Annotated in this window: 14 protein-coding genes and 3 pseudogenes; 5 read left to right on the top strand and 12 right to left on the bottom strand. The window is 70.0% G+C overall.

Features of this window, described 5'->3' with window-relative positions; genetic code table 11:
- Positions 1-183: 183 nt before the first annotated feature.
- The 3 genes and pseudogenes from ABZ845_RS13355 to ABZ845_RS13345 all read right to left on the bottom strand — a co-directional run.
- On the bottom strand, positions 184-1,419 hold the full coding sequence (locus tag ABZ845_RS13355) for a S53 family peptidase (RefSeq protein WP_360977493.1): 1,236 nt from the start codon (positions 1,417-1,419) through the stop codon (positions 184-186).
- Positions 1,420-1,874: 455 nt separating this feature from the next.
- Positions 1,875-2,030: pseudogene (locus tag ABZ845_RS13350) on the bottom strand (site-specific integrase); the annotation flags it as partial.
- A 47-nt stretch (positions 2,031-2,077) separates the two neighbouring features.
- Positions 2,078-2,179 (bottom strand): annotated as a pseudogene (locus ABZ845_RS13345) (MerR family DNA-binding transcriptional regulator); the annotation flags it as partial.
- Positions 2,180-2,426: 247 nt separating this feature from the next.
- Here ABZ845_RS13345 and ABZ845_RS13340 point away from each other — a divergent pair.
- Positions 2,427-2,675 carry a helix-turn-helix transcriptional regulator gene (locus tag ABZ845_RS13340; protein ID WP_360977490.1) on the top strand — a complete coding sequence of 83 codons (249 nt, stop codon included), beginning with the start codon at positions 2,427-2,429 and terminating at the stop codon, positions 2,673-2,675.
- On the top strand, positions 2,672-3,202 hold the full coding sequence (locus ABZ845_RS13335; RefSeq protein ID WP_360977487.1) for a hypothetical protein: 531 nt from the start codon (positions 2,672-2,674) through the stop codon (positions 3,200-3,202). The genes ABZ845_RS13340 and ABZ845_RS13335 overlap by 4 nt, the downstream gene beginning before the upstream one ends.
- Positions 3,203-3,540: 338 nt before the next feature.
- On the opposite strand, the gene ABZ845_RS13330 is transcribed toward ABZ845_RS13335, so the two are convergent.
- Positions 3,541-3,789 (bottom strand): hypothetical protein, encoded by a 249-nt coding sequence (locus ABZ845_RS13330; protein ID WP_360977484.1) that lies wholly within the window; start codon positions 3,787-3,789, stop codon positions 3,541-3,543.
- Between the two features lie 53 nt (positions 3,790-3,842).
- On the opposite strand from ABZ845_RS13330, the gene ABZ845_RS13325 reads away from it, so the two are divergent.
- Entirely contained in the window at positions 3,843-5,549 is a 1,707-nt protein-coding gene (locus ABZ845_RS13325) for a right-handed parallel beta-helix repeat-containing protein (RefSeq protein WP_360977482.1), read from the top strand.
- Positions 5,546-5,953, top strand: a complete 408-nt coding sequence (locus tag ABZ845_RS13320; protein WP_360977479.1) for a hypothetical protein — start codon at positions 5,546-5,548, stop codon at positions 5,951-5,953. Before ABZ845_RS13325 ends, ABZ845_RS13320 begins: the two co-directional genes overlap by 4 nt.
- Before the next feature lie 135 nt (positions 5,954-6,088).
- On the opposite strand, the gene ABZ845_RS13315 is transcribed toward ABZ845_RS13320, so the two are convergent.
- Positions 6,089-7,474, bottom strand: coding sequence for a DUF2079 domain-containing protein (locus tag ABZ845_RS13315; protein ID WP_360977476.1), 1,386 nt, complete (start codon positions 7,472-7,474; stop codon positions 6,089-6,091).
- Positions 7,475-8,259: 785 nt separating this feature from the next.
- Positions 8,260-8,487 (bottom strand): annotated as a pseudogene (locus tag ABZ845_RS13310) (chaplin); the annotation flags it as partial.
- A gap of 547 nt (positions 8,488-9,034) precedes the next feature.
- Here ABZ845_RS13310 and ABZ845_RS13305 point away from each other — a divergent pair.
- Positions 9,035-10,651: a sigma-70 family RNA polymerase sigma factor gene (locus ABZ845_RS13305; protein ID WP_360977473.1), complete on the top strand. Its 1,617-nt coding sequence runs from the start codon at positions 9,035-9,037 to the stop codon at positions 10,649-10,651.
- A 61-nt stretch (positions 10,652-10,712) separates the two neighbouring features.
- Here the strand turns inward: ABZ845_RS13305 and ABZ845_RS13300 are convergent, their stop codons facing one another.
- The 6 genes from ABZ845_RS13300 to ABZ845_RS13275 form a co-directional block, all read right to left on the bottom strand.
- Positions 10,713-11,480, bottom strand: coding sequence for a hypothetical protein (locus ABZ845_RS13300; RefSeq protein WP_360977470.1), 768 nt, complete (start codon positions 11,478-11,480; stop codon positions 10,713-10,715).
- A 304-nt stretch (positions 11,481-11,784) separates the two neighbouring features.
- A complete protein-coding gene (gene gcvH, locus ABZ845_RS13295; protein WP_360977467.1) occupies positions 11,785-12,168 on the bottom strand; it encodes a glycine cleavage system protein GcvH in 384 nt (127 codons plus the stop codon).
- Positions 12,169-12,282: 114 nt separating this feature from the next.
- A complete protein-coding gene (locus ABZ845_RS13290) occupies positions 12,283-13,539 on the bottom strand; it encodes a serine hydrolase domain-containing protein (RefSeq protein WP_360977464.1) in 1,257 nt (418 codons plus the stop codon).
- A gap of 334 nt (positions 13,540-13,873) precedes the next feature.
- The gene (locus ABZ845_RS13285; RefSeq protein ID WP_360977461.1) at positions 13,874-14,170 is read right to left on the bottom strand and encodes a hypothetical protein; all 297 of its coding nucleotides are present in this window, start codon (positions 14,168-14,170) and stop codon (positions 13,874-13,876) included.
- Positions 14,171-14,457: 287 nt separating this feature from the next.
- The gene (locus ABZ845_RS13280; protein ID WP_360977458.1) at positions 14,458-15,225 is read right to left on the bottom strand and encodes a maleylpyruvate isomerase family mycothiol-dependent enzyme; all 768 of its coding nucleotides are present in this window, start codon (positions 15,223-15,225) and stop codon (positions 14,458-14,460) included.
- Between the two features lie 204 nt (positions 15,226-15,429).
- Positions 15,430-17,478, bottom strand: a complete 2,049-nt coding sequence (locus tag ABZ845_RS13275; RefSeq protein ID WP_360977455.1) for a cell wall-binding repeat-containing protein — start codon at positions 17,476-17,478, stop codon at positions 15,430-15,432.
- Between the last annotated feature and the right edge of the window lie 403 nt (positions 17,479-17,881).

The raw sequence follows: 17,881 nt of genomic DNA, 5'->3' as shown, positions 1-17,881 counted from the left end.
CCGCATCAGCGTGCTCTTCGCGATGCTCCGCGACGGCACCTTCTACGAACCCAGAACCCCACGCCTCGCTTGACGAAAGACATAGAGGCACCCCCGGGCGGGACTGCCCACCCCGCGGTGATCTCACGGCGGTCAGGTCGCTGGGCCCTGCGGTAGCAGACGCCGGTGTGACTCCGTCGGCGTCTACCAGGCTCGGCCGCTCAGTCCGGTGACACCGTGCGGGGTGCCGATGCCGGTCGGTCCGTCGTATCCGGGGCCGGCGGTGCATAGGTAGGTGCCGCCACAGGTGCCGTTGGCCCCTGTGGTGATGTCATTGAAGGCATACGGGCGGGCATAGGGGTAGGAGTTGGGGTAGGTGCCGGGGGCGGGGTTGCCGGCCAGGGCGTACATGGCGGCGACCAGTGCGGTGGACAGGCTGGTACCGCCGACGACTTGCCAGCCGGTGCCGAACGCTCCGAAGGTGTTGTACACCGCAAGGCCGGTCGTGGGGTCGGCGACCGCGGAGAGGTCGTTCAGGGTGCGGTTGGCACATAGCGGGTCGTGCTGGAAAGGCGGCTTGGGCTCGTAAAGGGAGCAGCCGGATCCGGTGCCGGACCAGGCGCTCTCGGTCCAACCGCGACGGTTGTGGGCTCGGCTCAGGGATGTGCCGCCCACCGAGGTGACGTAGGGCGAGGCGGCCGGGTAGGTCGTTCCGTATCCGCCGTTGCCCGCGGGGAAGGTGAAGGCTACGCCGGGGTTGTCACGGAAATGGTGATCGAACAAAGTCTCCAACGGGAATTCCCCGGCGGTAGCGCCCCAGCTGTTCGAGACAACCTTGGCGCCCTGCGTGACGGCTTGGTCGACCGCGGCGAGCAGGTTGCCGAGGAGGTTGTCGTCGGATTCGACGACCAGGATCCGGCAGCGCGGGCAGGCCGCGCTCACTGCGTCGACGTCCAGTGCGGACTCCAGTGCCCAGCCGCTGTTGGTGCCGGACGGGGGAGTGAGACCGCCGTGTTGGTTGATCTGGCGGAGGCAGCCGTTGGCCTTCGTACAGGGCGGGAGCCTGAACTGGCGGCGGTAGACGGCCAGGTCGCTCTCCAAGTCGGGGTTGTGGAAGGCGACGGTGATAGCCACTGTCCGGCCGCGGCCGTGGCCATGGCGATGGCGGCCGTAAAGGTCGTAGGCACTGCGGATGTCCCGGGGACCGTAGCCGGGCGGCTTCGTGTTCGGCGAGACGGAGGACATGGGCGGCAAGTCGGTGCGGATCGTGGCCAGGCAGGCCGCCCGGTCAGGCTCGGGCGTTTGCGTGCAGACACCCTGGCTGCTCGGTTGAGAACCAGCGGTCGCCGCAAAGGCGGGTGCGGTCGGCGGGATGAACGCCAGGCCCACGACCGTGAGGACCGTGGTCAGCAGCGACTGGATCGGGCGGACACCGCGCATGACACTCCTTCGGGATCGGACGGCTGTCCCCTTACCTCTGGCGAGCTGCCGCCGTCGGGCACCGGGTCGGCGGCCTCACCCGTCCTGCCGCGGTTTCGGCATCTGTCCGAACGTCCCGTGACGGCATCCGCCGTGCGGCCCACTGTCGGTCGGGGAGTGGCACAGCAGCCTGAACGTCACCCGCTGAACCGTCAGATGGCGTACATGAACCACCCGTGCAGCTCACAGACCCGACCATTAGAAGATCTCGCCCCCGAGACCTGGAAGTCTCACGTCAGGCCGGCGCTCAAACGGGTTGGCGGCCTGGAGCGCCCCTGAACCGACGCGATCGTGCTGTTCGATCGGTCCCGGCACGGAGCAGAGCGCATCGTCGAACACACGAGCGATACGACCCCTGCCCCCGACGCGGTACCGGCCCGCCCCTGGCGCTCCTCGGACCGACAGCCCCCTGTGGTCAGCCAGTACGGCAGCCACTCCGCGAGCTTGGCCGGCCTGGTGGGCACCGGGATGCCTGACTCCACCTTGCCCAGCAGCTCCCGCCGCTTGGCATCGCCTTCTGCCCAGGTCTTGCCATAGGCGAACTTGCGGGCGCGAGTGCCGTCGGGTCTGATGCAGGTTCGGGTGACAGGTCGGTCACGCGGCCTGGAGGGCCGGTGTGGCTGCGGTCACTGGGCGAGAGCAGCCCTGCCTTGTCGTAGTGATGCAACGTACGTACCGTCACACCGGCGAAGGCCGAGACCTGTCCCACGGAATAGCTCATCCCCCTGCCCTTTCGTCGGCATGGAGCCTCAAGCCTGACGTAAGGGGAGGGTCAAGCTGTCAGCACCGTTCCCCGCGTGATCAACCGATCAGCAACCTTGCTCGACCAGACCGGCCTCGTGACGGCCAAAGCGGACGGCGTCTCAGCCCACGGCCCGCCAGGCTTCAAGGGCATGGCGTCTCCGGCCCAACCAGTCCTCCCCCCACGAGTGTTGCAACTCTCTCTCAAGATGTAGTAGTTCTTATACATGAGCGAGCAGGTACACAACAGATTGGCCCTGGTTCGCGCCGAGCGGAAGGTGTCGCGACAGCGCCTGGCTGAAGCGGTGGGAGCGCACTACCAGACCATCGGCTACATCGAGCGGGGGCAGTACAACCCGAGCCTCGACCTGGCACTGAAGATCGCGAGGTTCTTCGAACTGCCGGTGGAGGCGCTGTTCTCACTCGAACCGTTCCGGCCGCTCACGGACGAGATCTACGGGAGGAAGACGTCATGACCACGACGCCGCTCACACGCTACGACCGCAGCATGCTGCGGCTGATGAACGATCGCCGAGGCCGGCCCCTGTACGCCACGGCCGCCCGCCGGCGCTCGGTCGTCGCCGCACATCTGGTACTGACGGCAGCCGTCAGCGCCCTCATGGCCTACAGCTCCCTCACGGAGGGCAAACCGATCTGGGCCGCCGTCGCCATGGTGGTGCTGCTGCTGCCGTGGATGGTCGCGACCGGGGCGATCAATGCGGCCACCCGTGGCCTGCTCGAACTGCGCGGACGAGCCCTGGACGAACGACAGTTGGCCGAACGTGCTCGGGTGCAGGCCCGCGCCCACCGGATAATGACCCTGCTCCTTGCCGCAACCGCCGCCGGCCTGTTGATCGCGGGCGCGACGGTCGGTCATGCCTTGACGGGGTATACCGCACCGGCACTCATCGCCGTCCTTGCACTGCACTGGCTGATGCCGTTGTGGGTGGCCGGCCTGACGGCTCAAGACGAACCAGCCGAGGACGACACCCCCGCGGCCTGACGAGTTCAATACGCCCGGCCGACAGCCCGCCGCTGAGAAGCTGGAGCAAGCGGCCTGGTCAACCCGCCCTCGCCCGGACGACGTCCACCATGCGGTCCTGCACCACACCGACCGCGGGATCACGGACCTGGCCGCGTTCCCCGACCTGTTGGCCGATTGGCAAGGGACTGCACAGGGCTGACGCGGAAAGAAATTCCGGCTCCACGATGTTCTTCTCCGCGTCGTGCGCCGAGCAACGGCCCGAGGTGGTCAATGATGCGGCCGGCCGCGGACTTCGAGCGTCGAACAGCGGGGCCAGTCGCCACTGTGTCGGGTTCACGCGCCAGCCGTCTGATCAGTCATCGTTTTTGACGGCGGTCCGTCGGGTCACCCGACGGACCGCTTCGACCTACGTAGCGGGTCGTACCCGCCTGTTCGCGCCGAAGGCGGTGGTCGCGGGGTGGTGCGACGGTGGAGGCGTTGTCGTTCACTTCACTGTGATCGAGCGTCATCGCGCCGGTGGTGTTGTAGATGCCACCGCCCAGCGAACCGGCGCCGTTCGCCGCACGCTCGCGCAGACCATGCCGAGCAACCGGACCGTTACCCACCGCTCCGGTAGTATCGGCGGCCCCGGTGGGCCGAGCGTGGGGGGCTGGAGGGAATGGTCGCGAGGTACTTCGTCTCGCCGCACGGTGGCCGTCGCGCTTACCCCGACATCACGTCCGCGCTCGCCGCTGCGGCCAGACGGGGCCGAGCGGCGCTGGTCGAGATCGCGCCCGGTCGCTACGAGGAGGCGCTGACCGTCCAGGGCGAGGTCCGATTGGCCGCGCTCGGCGATCCGGGCTCAGTGGTGGTGAGCCGGCCTCGTGGTGCCGTCCTCGACGCCTTCGGGTCGGTTCGTGTGCACGGCCTCGTGCTGATCGGCCGCGATGCCGACGTCGTCGGCTGCCATGCGGGAACACTCACGCTCGAGCGCTCGGACATCCGGGCGTACAACGGCGTCAGCGTGCACGCGAGGCCGAACACCTCCGTGACGCTGCGGGACAGCGTGATCCTTCATGGCAGAGCCCTCTTCAGCGGGGCGAACGGGCTCGTCGAACGGTGCCGGTTCACCGACGCCACCGACAATGCGGTCGCCGTGATCGAAGGCGCCCAGGTCTCGGTGCGGGACAGCTGGATCGGCGGCAGCATGATCCATGGCGTACGGGTCAGCGGTGCGCGTGCCCAGGTCATCGGGTGCGAGCTGACCGGCACCGGCAAGGCGGCCGTCATGGCGGACTCTCAGGCGGAACTCACCGTCACCGACTGCGTGATCAACGCCGTGCACACAGAAGCGATCATGTTCATCGAGCAGTCCCGGGGGTCCGTGGACGGCACGCGCGTCACCGACGCGCAACACGGGATCGCGGTGGCGAGTGGCGCCGACCCGGTGGTACGCGACTGCGTGTTCACCGAGTGCCGCGACACCGGCATCAACGTCCAGACCTCGGGGCGTGGCAGGTTCGAGGACTGCGAGATCCTCGCCGCGGGCAACGTCGCGGTGTTCTCGACCAACGGCGGAGCCCCTGAGGTCCATGGCTGTCGCATATCGGGGGGCAACGTGGGCATTGCCGTCATCGATGCTGCCAGAGGCCGCTTCACCCGGGTCGAGATCGGTGACCTGACGAGCGTCGCACTGCGGGTCCACGACGAGGCCAGGGCCGTGTTCGAGAAGGTCCGGGTGGACCGCTGCCCGTCGGGGCTGGAGACCCGAGGTAACGGCGGCACCACGGCCGACGTCACTGACGCCGGGTTCCGTGACTTCGGCATGTCCGCAGTGGAGGTCCTCGGCCAGTCCCGGGTCACGCTCAAGGACGTGGTGGCGGAGCGCGGGCCGCTGGGTTTCGGCGTGGGCGAGGACGCCCAGCTGTTCGTCTACGACTGTGAGGTCAAGACAGTGAGCGCCGGCGGGGTCATCGGGTTCGGCAAGTCGAGGCTCGTCGCGAAGAACCTCATCGTGACCGACTCGGAGGCATTCGGCCTCTACGGGACGAACTCCGCCCGTCTGGACGTCGTGAACAGCGAGTTCGTCGACTGCGCGGCTGGGGGTGCGCACTTCGACGGTACGTGCGGCGGCCGACTGGTGGACTGCTCCGTGACCGGACCGCAGGGTGTGGCCGTACAGCACAACGGCCGCGTCGGACTCGTCTCACTCCGCACGTCGCTGCCGGTCATCAAGCAGATCGCACAGCCGACCGAGAGTCCGACGACGATCGTCAACAACTACGAAGGGCCGGTCTTCACCGCCCCGGTCCACGGCGCTCAGCTGGCGTGGAACAACAACAACGTCATCCAGCGGCAGAACAACGAGGACGGTTCCAGCACATGAACGAGCCGCAGAACGTCGACAACTACGACGGGCCGGTCTTCAACGCCGAGGTCTCAGGCGCTCAGTTCGCCTGGAACAACGACGCGGTTACCCAGAACCAGCAGAACAACAGCGCTGTTGCCCCAGGCTTCGAGGCACTTGCCGCGCTGGTCACCAATCTGCTCCGGGAGCTGCCCCAAGCCGGCCTCGCTGATCCGGACCGAGAGGATGCCGAGTCCGCCGCCCGAGAAGTGCTCGCGACGATCGCCCGGCCGGACGTGCCCGAAGACGGCAGGCTCCGCCGCGCGCTTGCCATGCTGAGGGGAGCGCTGGCCCCGGTCGCGACCGGAGTGGTGGCCGGCACGGCGGCAGGGGCACAGGAGTGGGCCCGGCAGGCGATCGAGGGTTTGACCGGCATCCTCTGACCAGCGATGGCGTCAGCGGTCCCCAGCGGCAACGGGCCCGTTGCGCTGACATCCAAGGTTGACATCGACGGATCAGTGAATCGAGGCCGTGTCCGGGACGTGTCGTGCTCCTCTGCCGGCACGACCTCGCTCCTCTCATTCGCGGTGGAGGAGGAAGATTCCGTCTTGGGCGTCGACCTGCCGGTAGCCGTGGTGGAGCAGGTCGGTGAGGTGGGCTTGGTTTTCCTGGAATGAGGTGGGCCAGTACTCGTTGACGTCGAGGATGACCCAGTCCGGGGTGTGGTCGACAAGGGGCCAGGTGAAGACGCGGGTGCGATGGGCCAGGTGGGGGCTGAGGTGGTTGGTGGCCTCCACGGCCGCCCCGTCGGGGATCCGGCGCATCAGCGCGTACGCGGCCTTGGCGTGGGCGTCGGTGCTGAAGGCCCGCACGGGGTGGAGGAGGAAGTCCTGGAGGGGTTGGGTGGGGGCCAGTGGCGCTGCCGCGCACAGCAGGGCGGCGCCGGCCCGGCGGGCCAGTCCCCGGGCCAGGGGGATGCGGCTGTGGGCCCAGGCGGGCTGGGCATCCCAGGCGGCGGCGATCAGGACGGGCATCAGAGGCAGGTTGTACTGCAGTCCGGTGCCCCAGTAGGCGGGGCTGTCGGAGAGGAACCGCACCGCGATGTTGGGCAGCGCGATGGCGATCAAGGGCGATCGCAGGGCGAGGAAGCAGGTCAGGGCCCCGAGCAGCAGCAGGGTGACGATCTTCTGCGAGGGGGAGAACAGCAGCTCGGGGGCGTCGGCCAGGCGGCTGAAGATGCTGCGGCTGCTGCTGAGTGAGCCGCCCGCACTGGCATTGTTCATGTAGGGGTAGACGCCCTGCGGGTTGAACGCCGGTATGAGCACACCGACCACCAGCGCGAAGACGCTCACGCTGATTGCGATCAGGGCCAGGCCCAGGCGGCGTGCACCGCGCCAGGCCAGGATCGCCCCGATCACCGCGACCATCAGCGCGAGTTCTTCCTTGACCAGCAGCAGAGGCAGCGCCCAGGCCGCCGCGGCCTTCGAACGTCGTTCGGACAGTGCGGCCAGGCCGAAGGCGAGCAGTGGGGCGGCGAAGGCGACTTCGTGGAAGTCGAACGCGACCGCGCCCTGGACGCCGAAGGACAGCCCGTACGCGGCGGCTGTCGCGTGTCCGGCGGGACGGCCGCCGCGGTCGGCGGCCAGCCGGGCCAGGGGCACGGCCGCGACCGCGACCAGGGCCGCCTGGGCGACCAGCAGGGTCTGAGCGTTGGGCCATATCCAGTACAGGGGTACCAGCAGGACCAGGATCGGGTGGAAGTGATCGCCGTAGAGGTTGTACCCCCAGCCCTTCAGGTCCGCGGTGGGAGCGCCGAAGTGGGCGTAGCCGCGCACTGCTTGGGTGAATATTCCCAGGTCGTAGCCGGTGGTGCCCAGTCTGTGGTGCTGGGCGAGGCTGAAGAGCGCGTACAGGACGAACAGCCCAGCCGCCCACGCCCACCACACCCGTGTTCCGCTCTGCACAACACGTCGGCTCGCAGTGGTCGCAGAGCTGGCTGGAGGGCGGCCGACGGCAACAAGCGTCATGGTCGCGGGCTTTCAGCGACAGGACACCAACGCGCCCCTGCGCGGAAGCGCGGCAAGTCGACGCACGACCAGTGTTGGGAGACCCTGGCGTTGCTGGTGAGGGGTGCGGATTGCCGCTCTCGTGCCGAATCCATGGCAGCCAGGCTGCTCACGCCAGATGATGGCCCTTGGCCCGGATCATCACGAAACAGTAACGAGTGGTTTCGTGGTGACGCCCGCCGCTCCAGAGCCGGCCGGCCGGGGACGGCGGATCGTCACGGCACGGGCGGCTCCCGCTCACGCCCGCTGGGCAGTCAGCGGCCACTACCGGCTGCTGGAGCGAGTCGCCAAGGGGGAGGCGACTGTGCAGGACATCCGCGACTCCTCCGAGCGCTACGACAACCACTGCCTCGACAGCCCGTGTGGCGTGAGGCACTGCGGACCCCCTGAGTGCGCACGACGGCCGGCAGGCCAGGCCCTGGGAGTACGCCGGCCCGCCTCGCAGCCGCCGGCGGCAAGAGAAGACCGCCACCTCTTACGAAGCGGCGGTCGGACTCGTGTCATTCCTGCTGTGGGCAGGATCCGTTCGAGGACGGACCTCAGTGCCCGGTCAGCCCATGGCAGAGGCAGTCCTCGATCGCGTCCTGGGTGCTCGTGTCCTCCCCCGGGAGGCCCACGGCCGGGGTGTCCTCGGGGAAGGTCTGGGTGTTCACCGCGGTGCCACCTGTTGCGGGAGCGGCACCGTTGATGCAGGTGTTGTTGGCTGCCGGGTTCAGCAGTCCGAGCACGTTCACGGTGTTGCCGCACGCGTTCACGGGGATGTCGATGGGGACCTGGATCACGTTGCCGCTCAGGACGCCGGGAGACCCGGTAGCGCTGCCTGAGGCACCGGAGTCTGCCATCGCCGGAGCGGCTGCCCCGAGAGCAACGAACATGCCTGCGGCCAGAGCCGCCGTTTTCCTGAGCTTCATGTGATGCCTTTCCCTGCATTCATGTCGACGTGCCGCAAGACTGGGTGCTCCTGAGCACCCTGGATCCCAAGCAACAGCAAGGAAACGACCACAACACCCCTTAGGCCACTGCAAACGTGGCGGTTTCCGGCATATGCACCCGGATGGCTCATAACGAGCCCTCTGTCGCGGTCGCTTGAGATCGTGTCCGGGGATCCAGCCACCCGGATCCAACGTCTGCACGCGCGGCACCGGCCTCGAACCTGTGCAGTTCCTTGTGACTGCCCGCGTCGGCGAGGAGCGTCTTCTCCTTCGAAGCGAAACGCCGAGCAGCGAAGGCGCCGAACGACGCGAGACCGGCTTCGCGCGGAATGCACTCGACCGGGTCGGCCACGTGTGATTCCGGCTACGCCCAAGGCGGGGCATACCGGTACGAAGATCCGCCAATCCCCCCTCGGCGTACACGTTTTCGGAACTACTGTCCCCAGAACTGTTATCCGGAAGGCCCGCTCGCGTCTCCCAGGCAACGGACACCATCGTCTGGCGTCAACGACAGGGAAGTCTTCTTATGAGCACACAGCACATGGTGGATTCGGCGGCGCTGGTCACCGCCGCCCGCGAGGGCGACCAGGCGGCGCAGGACGCCCTGGTCAACGCGTACCTGCCGCTGGTGTACAACGTCGTGGGCCGGGCCCTGAACGGTTCGGTGGACGTGGACGACGTCGTGCAGGACACCATGCTGCGTGCTCTGAACGGGCTCGGCGGCCTGCGCGAGCCCGAGAGCTTCCGCTCCTGGCTGGTGGCCATCGCCATGAACCGGGTCCGCGCGCACTGGCAGGACCGCCAGACCGCTCCGGGCGCCGTGGAGGACGCCGGCGAGTTCGCCGACCCCGGAGCCGACTTCGTCGATCTGACCATGATGCGGCTCCAGCTGTCCGGCCAGCGTCAGGAGACCGCGCGCGCCACCCGCTGGCTCGAACCCGACGACCGGAGCCTGCTCTCGCTGTGGTGGCTGGAGTGCGCCGGCGAACTGACCCGCTCCGAGGTCGCCCAGGCTCTGGAGCTGACCCCGCAGCACACCGCGGTACGGGTCCAGCGGATGAAGACACAGCTCGACGCCGCCCGTGTCGTCGTACGCGCCCTGGAGGCGCAGCCGCCGTGCGAGGAGCTGGGGGGCCTGCTGGTTTCCTGGGACGGCAGGCCCTCCGCACTGTGGCGCAAGCGCATAGCCCGCCATGCCCGCGAATGCGTCCGCTGCGCGGGGCAGTGGAGCGAGCTGATGCCCGCCGAGGGACTGCTCGCCGGGCTGGCGCTCATAGCCGTGCCGGCCGCACTGCTGTCGGGCTTGCGCACGACTCTCGGCGGAACCGCCCCGGCGGGCGCCGCCATGGCGCTCGGACCGGCGGGCGGCCGGGGCGGCAGGGCCGCCAGGCACCGCTCCGCGGGCGAGCAGGGGGCTTCCCGGACCGCCGCGCGCAGGCGCCGCCGCAACCGGCAGCGGGCGCTCGGCGCCGCGGTCGCGGTGGTCTTGTTCGGGACCGGCATCTGGTACTTCACGACGGATCCCGGCGGCGGGGCGGACCACGACGCCGCAAGCACGCCCGCCACGCCGCTGGCGGAGGACGAGGCGACCGCGTCCGCGAGCAGCTCGGTCCCGGCCTCGCCGTCCGCGTCGGCATCGGCGTCGCCCTCCGCCTCCCCGTCGAAGAGCCCGAGCCCTTCCAAGAAGCCCCCCAAGTCCCCTGAGCCGGCCCGTCCCACCCAGCGCCACTCCGCCACCCCGGCCGCACCGCCGGCACCCAGCGGAACCGTCGACGAGGTCATCGCCCTGGTCAACAAGGAGCGCGCGACCGCCGGCTGCGCACCGGTCACCGCCAACTCCCGGCTGCGCGACGCCGCCCAGAAGCACTCCGACGACATGGCCGCGCGCAACTTCTTCGACCACACCAACCCCGACGGCGCGGGCCCGGGCGACCGCATCAACGCCGCCGGTTACCACTGGTCCACGTACGGCGAGAACATAGCCATGGGCCAGCAGACCCCGGCGTCGGTGATGGACTCCTGGATGCACAGCCCCGGCCACCGCGCCAACATCCTCAACTGCTCGTTCAAGGAGCTCGGCGTGGGCGTCCACAAGGGCTCCGGCGGGCCCTGGTGGACCCAGGACTTCGGCACTCAGCTCTGACGGCTCCGGCTTCTGCCGTCTCGGTGCCGAGGACCGGCGCCGGTTCGCGGGGCCCTGCTCGTCAGTAACGGTGGCCGGGCCAGTGGGGGTCCGTCCAGCGGTCCTCGTCCGTGAGTCCGAGCAGCCGTATCCGGTGCCGCAGATCCGCCGACGCGCCCGACTCGCGGAGCCGCGGCGCGGCGTGGCCGAGGAGCCACGCGACCAGTTCGGCGCGCAGCTCCTCCTCGTCGTGCTCGTACCGGCCGACCCTCCACGGCAGGCTGTCTCCCAGGAGGACGTACTCCCATTCCGCTGCCGCCTCGGCCAGACGCCGGTCGCTGAGGCAGCCGGTCCGCGTCTCCCAGTCGGCGAGCCAGGGCCGGAGCGTTCCGGACGCCTCGGCACACATCGCGAAGACCTGATACGCCGGGACGGCCGCGTCCGGATCGGTGAGGCTGTACGCCCACCAGGCGTGCAGGAACTCGCGTACCGGGCCGGCCTGGTCGTCGGGCCACTGCTGCCAGCGTGCGCGAGCGAAGGAGAATCCGGCTTCTTCCAGTCCGAACAGGGGATCCGCGCGACCGGAGACCAGTGCGTTGGCGAACTGCGGAAGTATGCGGCGCAGCACAGCCGCGTGATCGGTCCAGTCGATGGCCCGCCAGGTCCGGCGCAGAAGGTCCGGCTCCAGCACCACGTCCGGCGTCTTCAAAAGGCGCAGCTCCTCCGGACTGCCCCAGTGACAATCGCAGTTGCTCTCGTCCGGGTGGGCTGTCATGCCGCGGAAGGTGACGGCGAGGCTGTCCAGGGCGGCGCTGAGGCGGCGGCGTGCGGGAGGGTCGGCGAGATGCATGAGGTGCCCGGCCTTCGGGGACTCCGTACGGCTTCTGCCGGACGAAGGTCGCCACCTTACCCGGGTGAGCCGGGCTCGGCATCGGCCGCCTGCCGGGGGGCAGACAGCGCGTACCACCGGCCTTCGCGACGGGGCAGGCGGATTCCGGGCGAGGCGTGTCCTTGCCGCCGGAGCGGCACGCCGGGAGCCGGCCGTAGGCCCGGGCCGGCTCCCGGCGTGCCCGTGGCCTCGGCGGCGGCCCTCGGCCGCGGGCACGCCGAGGCCGCCTCCGCATGACCGGGCTCGATGCGGTCGGGCCCTCGGGTCACTCGCCGATCGCGGCCTTGTAACCGGCGGCGTCGAGGAGGCGTTCGAGCTCCGAGAGGTCGGACGGCTTGAGCTTGAAGATCCAGCTGTCGTACGGCTCTTCGTTGATCAACTCGGGGGTGTCGGACAGCTCCTCGTTCACCGCGATGACTTCGCCGCCGACCGGTGAGTAGATGTCCGTCACGGCCTTGACCGACTCCACGACACCGGCGGCGTCGCCGGCTTCGAAGACCTTGCCGACCTTGGTCAGTTCCACGAACACGACGTCGCCGAGAGCCTTCTGGGCGTGGTCGCTGATGCCCACTGTGATCGTGCCGTCTCCCTCCTTGCGCGCCCACTCGTGCGACTCGGTGTACCGCAGTTCAGCCGGAATGTTCGGCATACGTGCTCCCCTGAAGCCGTAGGTGTTCGACACGGCCATCCATGCCCAGGACCGAGGGGTGCTGGACGCGGGTTCCCTCGCATGGCGCACAAAGCCCGCCCTGCTGGTTCGAGGTCAGTTCTTGGCCGGGACCACGGTGCCGAAGGAGGCGGCGGCGATCTGCTGGATGTAGCGCATCTCGGTGCCGTTGAGATTGGTGGGGTTGAGGGAGTAGACGATGGTACGGGAGAGGTCGCGGGTGGCGAACACGCCGCTGGTGTAGCCGGGGCGGGAGCCCGTCTTGCCCCAGACCACGACGCCGTTGGACGCCTTGACCCGCATCAGCCCCATGGTCATACAGGCCCGGCCGGCGTCGGTCTCGGAACGGCACTGGCTGCTGTGGTGACTGGGGACGTCGGGCACCGTGAAGAGCTCGGCCTGCTGGGCGGGCGGGAGAAGGCGGCCACGGAAGAGCGCGGTCATGAAACGGTCGAGGTCGGCGGGTGTGGAGATCATTCCTCCCTCGGCCCAGGGCCAGGGACTCTGCTCGGTGACGTCCACCGGACGCGTGCTGCCGTCCGGGGACGTGACCGTCAGGTAGCCGTCGGAGTGCGGGCTCGGCAGCCGCGGGTCGTGGGCGTCGGGGACGTAGGTGTCGTGCAGGGCGAGAGGCCGGGTGATCCGGGAGCGCACCTCGTCCGCGAAGGAACGTCCGGTGATCTTCTCGATCAGCACGCCGGCGACGTAGTAGTTCATGCCGTTGTACTGCTGCGCGGTGCCCGGCGCGAACTCCATCGGCCGGCCCGCCATCGTGTCGATCACCTGCTGCGGGGTGAAGCTCTTCAGGCGGTTGGCGGCGAACCATTCGGGGCTGCCGTCGCCGAAGTCCGGGTCGTCGCCGCCTCGCGGCAGGCCGCTGGTGTGGTTGAGCAGCCGGCCGACCGTGACGGGCGGCAGGTCGGCGGGCAGTACGCCCGGCAGGTACCGCTGGACGGGCTGGTCCAGGTCGATGCGGTGTTCGGCGGCGAGCTGGAGGACGATCGTGGCGGTGAAGACCTTGGAGATGCTGCCGATCCGGATGTGCGCATCGGGCGGAACGCCCTGACCGGTCTCCAGGTTGCCCACCCCCGATGTGCCCGACCAGTGGCCCGCACGGCCAGTGATCCGTACCAGCGCGCCGGTGACGTCAGCGCTCGGCAGGCCGCCGATGGCCGCCTTCAGTGCGGCCGGGTCCAGCGCGGGCAGCGGCACGGTGGCGGCAGCGTGTGCGGGGCCGCCCGGGGTGGCGGAGGAGGCGGTGGCGGGGGACGCCACTCCCGCGGCCAGAGTCATCAGCAGTCCCGCGCTGACGGCTAAGGTCGTCCAACGGGTGCGACGGGCTGAACTGTTCACGATGCGGCACTCCATGATCTCGGTGGACCTCGCCGGGTCTCGCGGCAACTCACGGCTACTCGCGGGATGTCGGCGGATGACGGTGGACTCGATGGCCGGGACCAGTGATCGTCCGGCCCCGACACGAGTCTCTTCCGCACCGGCGGGTCGCCTCATCGGGGAACGCCCTGAGCAAACCCCCACTCGACCCCGAGACTCGGTGGAGGGTGCGCGCACTCCAGGATCAGGGTCGGGCTCGTGCCCGCGTATCCCCGCTCGCACAGCGGTGCGGCACGGCCATGGTGGATGCCGAGCGCCCATGGCCCGGCATCCACCCGTGCTTCAGGCTCCGGGCTCAGTTCAGGGTGAGCGCGGCGGTGTCGTTGTGGCTGTCGGGATCGAACACAGGCCGGTGGGAGTGGGACGGGTCCAGGCCCCAGACCAGCTGGGCGCCGCCCTTGGCGTGCGTCACCACTTCGTCGACGCGGACGGTCAGGGTGAACTTGGTGACCTGGCCCTTGGTCAGGACGATGCCTGACGGGTCGCAAACGTACGGACCGTGGGCCTGAGCCGTGGGATTGTCCTGCTGCCACGGGGCACAGTCGGCCGAGTGGCCGACGGCGGTGGTGCCGGGCGGGAGCGTCACCCACACGGTGGGCACTCCCTCGCCACCGCTGCGGTGGCACCGGCCGGGCCGGCGGCCTGCAGCGAGGCGGCCACAGCCGCGACCGACACAAACACCGCGGCCGGGCCGGCGAAGGTTCTTCGTCTCATGAACGTCCCCGTGTCAAAAGGTACTTGGCATGAACAACGGGACCCTGATCCCTTGCCGCTCAGCCACGCCATCGCGATTCGGCGGGCCACGGAGGCGTCCTGGGTCGCGGCCCTTCGGAGGGGACGGACGGCATGGACAGGTGCGGGGCGCCCACTGACGTACGGTCAGGACCAGCCGGGGTACGGCGCGAGCGGCCACGGCGGCGGCTTCGGCAGCGGCAGGGGCGAGCGGAGTTCGGCTTCCCCTCCGCGGCCCGCGAGCCAGGCGAGGAGGGCATGGCCCGGACCGGAGACGGTGTGCCCGGCCGGGCCGAGGGACCAGGAACGGTCCAGGTCCGTGGCCTCCATCCGGGCGACGGGGAAGGCCCGGGCGCCGAGCGCTGTGGTGGTGCCGTCGAGGGCCCAGCAGACGAAGTCGGCGGGCCAGTCGGCCGTGGTGTGACCGAGGAGCAGGTCGGCGTGGTGGATCTCGAGTTCGCGTCGTGCGCGGTGGAGCGTGAACCAGGCGGGATGGCGGTAGCCGGGGAGGGAGGTGAGGAGCGTGGACCAGCGTTCGGCCGGCATCAGCGCCGCCTCGTCCAGCAGTTGGTCCATGCTGTCGCGCAGATCCGCCGCGAGCGTGGTGGCGTCCCGGCCGGCGCCCTCGCGCAGCGCTCGTTCCGGTGCGGGGGCATCGGCGCGCGGGCCCGGCCCGGCTCCGGTGCGGGCCAGGGACAGCAGCCATCGGTACGCGTCGGCGCTGCGTGCCACATGGGTGATGACATGCCCCCGGCTCCAACCGGGCAGCGCGGACCACTCGTTGACCTGATGGTCCGTCATCTCCGCCAGCGTGGCGTGCATACGGGTGGCTGAGGCCCTGACGGAGCCGAGGAGAGCGGTGAGTTCCGCGGCGGTGGGCTGGGTGGGGGCGACCGTGGCCTTGGGTGCGGGCATGAGGCCGCACTGTACGGCCGCGCCTGGTCACGGGGGGCGGATTCCGCCAGGCACCGCATTGTCCCCGCGGGTACGTCGCGGCTGTGCCCACCGGCCCGGCGAAGCCGTGTGAGCGACAACGCCCCGCGCCCGTCAAGGGCGCGGGGCGGCTCGTCCGGGTTCGGGGCCAGTGCCGCAGCAGGCAGCGTTCGCCCCGTCGCGGCCCTAGTGAGCGCTGTGCGCGTCGGGGGAACGCAGGTGCTCGCCGGGCTTCGGTGCGGCGGTGGCCGTCGGGCGGGAGGCGGCGGCTGTGGCCGGGGCCGTGGCCCGGGAGAGGCGTGCCATGGCCGCCGATGCCGGTGTGTCGCCGGCGGGTGCCCAGACCGTGGTCGTCCATGCGCTGCTCGCGGCGATCGCAGCACCGATCGCGGTGCGGTTCGCGGGCAGGTACGAGGAGTTGCCGCCGAACGTCTGCACCACCGAGATGCTCGCGGCGCGCTCGTTCAGGTAGGCCGCGGCCGGCGCCGAGAGCGTGGACTCGGAGGACCACAGCATCGGGCCGTACGGAGCGGTGGAGTAGCCGCCCGCGACGGCGTTCTGCCAGGACCAGGTGTCCTCGACGGTCGCCTGCGTCGGCGAGGTCCACCAGAAGCGGGCCAGGTTGGCAGCCACGTCCTCATGGGTCTTGCCGCCGATGGCCCAGAAGTTCCAGACCTTGTTGAGGATCGCGTGCTGCACCGCCTGGGTGGCGTTCGAGCCGACCGTCACCAGTCCCGTGGTCCCCGGGTTCAGGGTGTTGAGGTAGTTCTTGACCGAGCTCGGAACGGTCGTCCCGTTGGTCAGCAGGACCACTCCGGTGCCGCGGTAGCCCAGCGCTCCGGCGGCCGTGGCCGCGGCGATCGGGTCGTGGTACTCCTTGCCGTCGGCGACGAAGACCCAGCTCGGGGCACCGCTGATCTGCTTGGCGACCCGGGCCGACAGGGAGGAGAGGTCGGGGGCGTCCAGACGCAGCGGCTTGTAGCCGAGCGCCTGTACCTGGCTCGCCACCTTCGAGCCGAGCAGGCTGGTGCCACCGTTCAGGTAGACGGTGCTGCCCTTCGGCAGCGAGCGCTTGAGCTCGGTGGCGGCGGCGGAGTCCAGACCGCTACCGGAGGTCATCAGGACGGGCCCCTGTTTCTCGGCGGCCAGCGCGATCGCCGGGGCCGAGTAGGTGGCATTGCCCTTGTTGACCAGCACTGCGGACCGGGCGCTCACCAGACCGGGCACATGCGCGTGGCCCAGCGCGTCGAACGTCCAGCGGGAGGCGGCCCCGTCGATGCCGATGGCGCCGGTGCCGTAGACCCGGGTGAGGTAGTTCTTCCGCAGCGGCTGCCAGGCGGGCCTGCCGCCCTTGCCCGCCCCGGTGACCTGGGTGGAGGTCCCGCTCGCCAGGTCGAGGACGCGTACCGTCTGCACATCGTCGGACCAGCCGGCGTGCGAGCTGTGCGCCTCGTAGGCGATCCGGCCGCCCGCGGGGTCCCAGCTCGGGGCCAGGTGGTCGGACTCGTCGGTGGTCACCTGCTGAACATTGCCGCCGTTCGCGTCGGCCGTGAACAGCTGCGTCCAGTCGCCCACTTGGCGGGTGAACGCCAACTTGCCGCCGTCCGCCGAGAACACCGGCGAGGAACCGGAGGCGATGAGCTTCTTCATGGCCTTGGTGGCCGGGTCGTAGGTCCAGATGTCCGGGCTGCCGCTGCCGCTGCTCCGCTCGAAGGCCAGCGTGCCCGTCGGGCTCGCCGTCGGATGCGCGTCGGAGACCGTCGACGGCTCCTGCGTGGCCGCCAGCAGCGGCTCCGGCGCCCAGGAACCGTCCGAGGGCCCGTAGACGAGCTGACCGGCGGTGCTGAACACCACGTAGCGGCCGTACTGCCAGAACACCGGGTTCTCGTAGGAGGCGCTGGCGCGCACCTTGGTGGCCCAGGGCAGGGTGATGAGCGAAGTGGAGCCGGTGACGCGGCCGGTGGCCAGCTGGCTCCAGCCCGCCACCACCCTGCTGCCGTCCGGCGCCCAGTTCGGGGCGTAGCCGTAGTTCGGGATGCCCGGCACGGAACGCAGGCCCGTTCCGCCCGCGTTGACGGTTTCGATGCCGGTGCTGCCGCCGTACAGGCCGATCTGGCCCCCCGCCGGGCTGTTGCCGTCCGCCTGTGCGCCCGATGCCGACGCACCGAGCAGACCGGCCGCCAGCGAAGCGGCCGACGTGAACGCCGCGAGATTGCGGCGCGTGCGAGAGTTCAACGAAATGCCCCCCAGGCATGTGTGTGGGTGTCCGCCGCCGGGCGTCCCGACCGGGGTGTGAGGCATGCGGAGTGCGGCGTGCGGCCGTACGGCGCTGCGGCGTCACGGCGTCGGGCCGTCAAGCCCTTGCGCCGCACAGCCCCCCTCAGCCGTCGTAGACCTCACCGACCCCGTACGCCCCCGGCGCGCGCATGACCCGCACGGCGCCCGGGACCCTGTGATCACCCGTCAGCGGCAGGACTGTATGTGATGCCGCGTGGGCCGCCGGAAAGCGGGCCTGAACAATGAATGAACACCTCCGGCGGGTCGGCCGCGTCGCCGCCGGTCGTCCAAGGCCTTCGTCCGTCCGCGACTTGACGAAATCCTGACGCTCGACGCGCATCCGGATTCCGCTCTCAGGTGT

Source organism: Streptomyces sp. NPDC047022 (assembly GCF_040644155.1).
GTDB lineage: Bacteria > Actinomycetota > Actinomycetes > Streptomycetales > Streptomycetaceae > Streptomyces.
The sequence above is the reverse complement of the archived record's forward strand: the minus strand, read 5'-3'. Positions and strand labels throughout refer to the sequence as shown.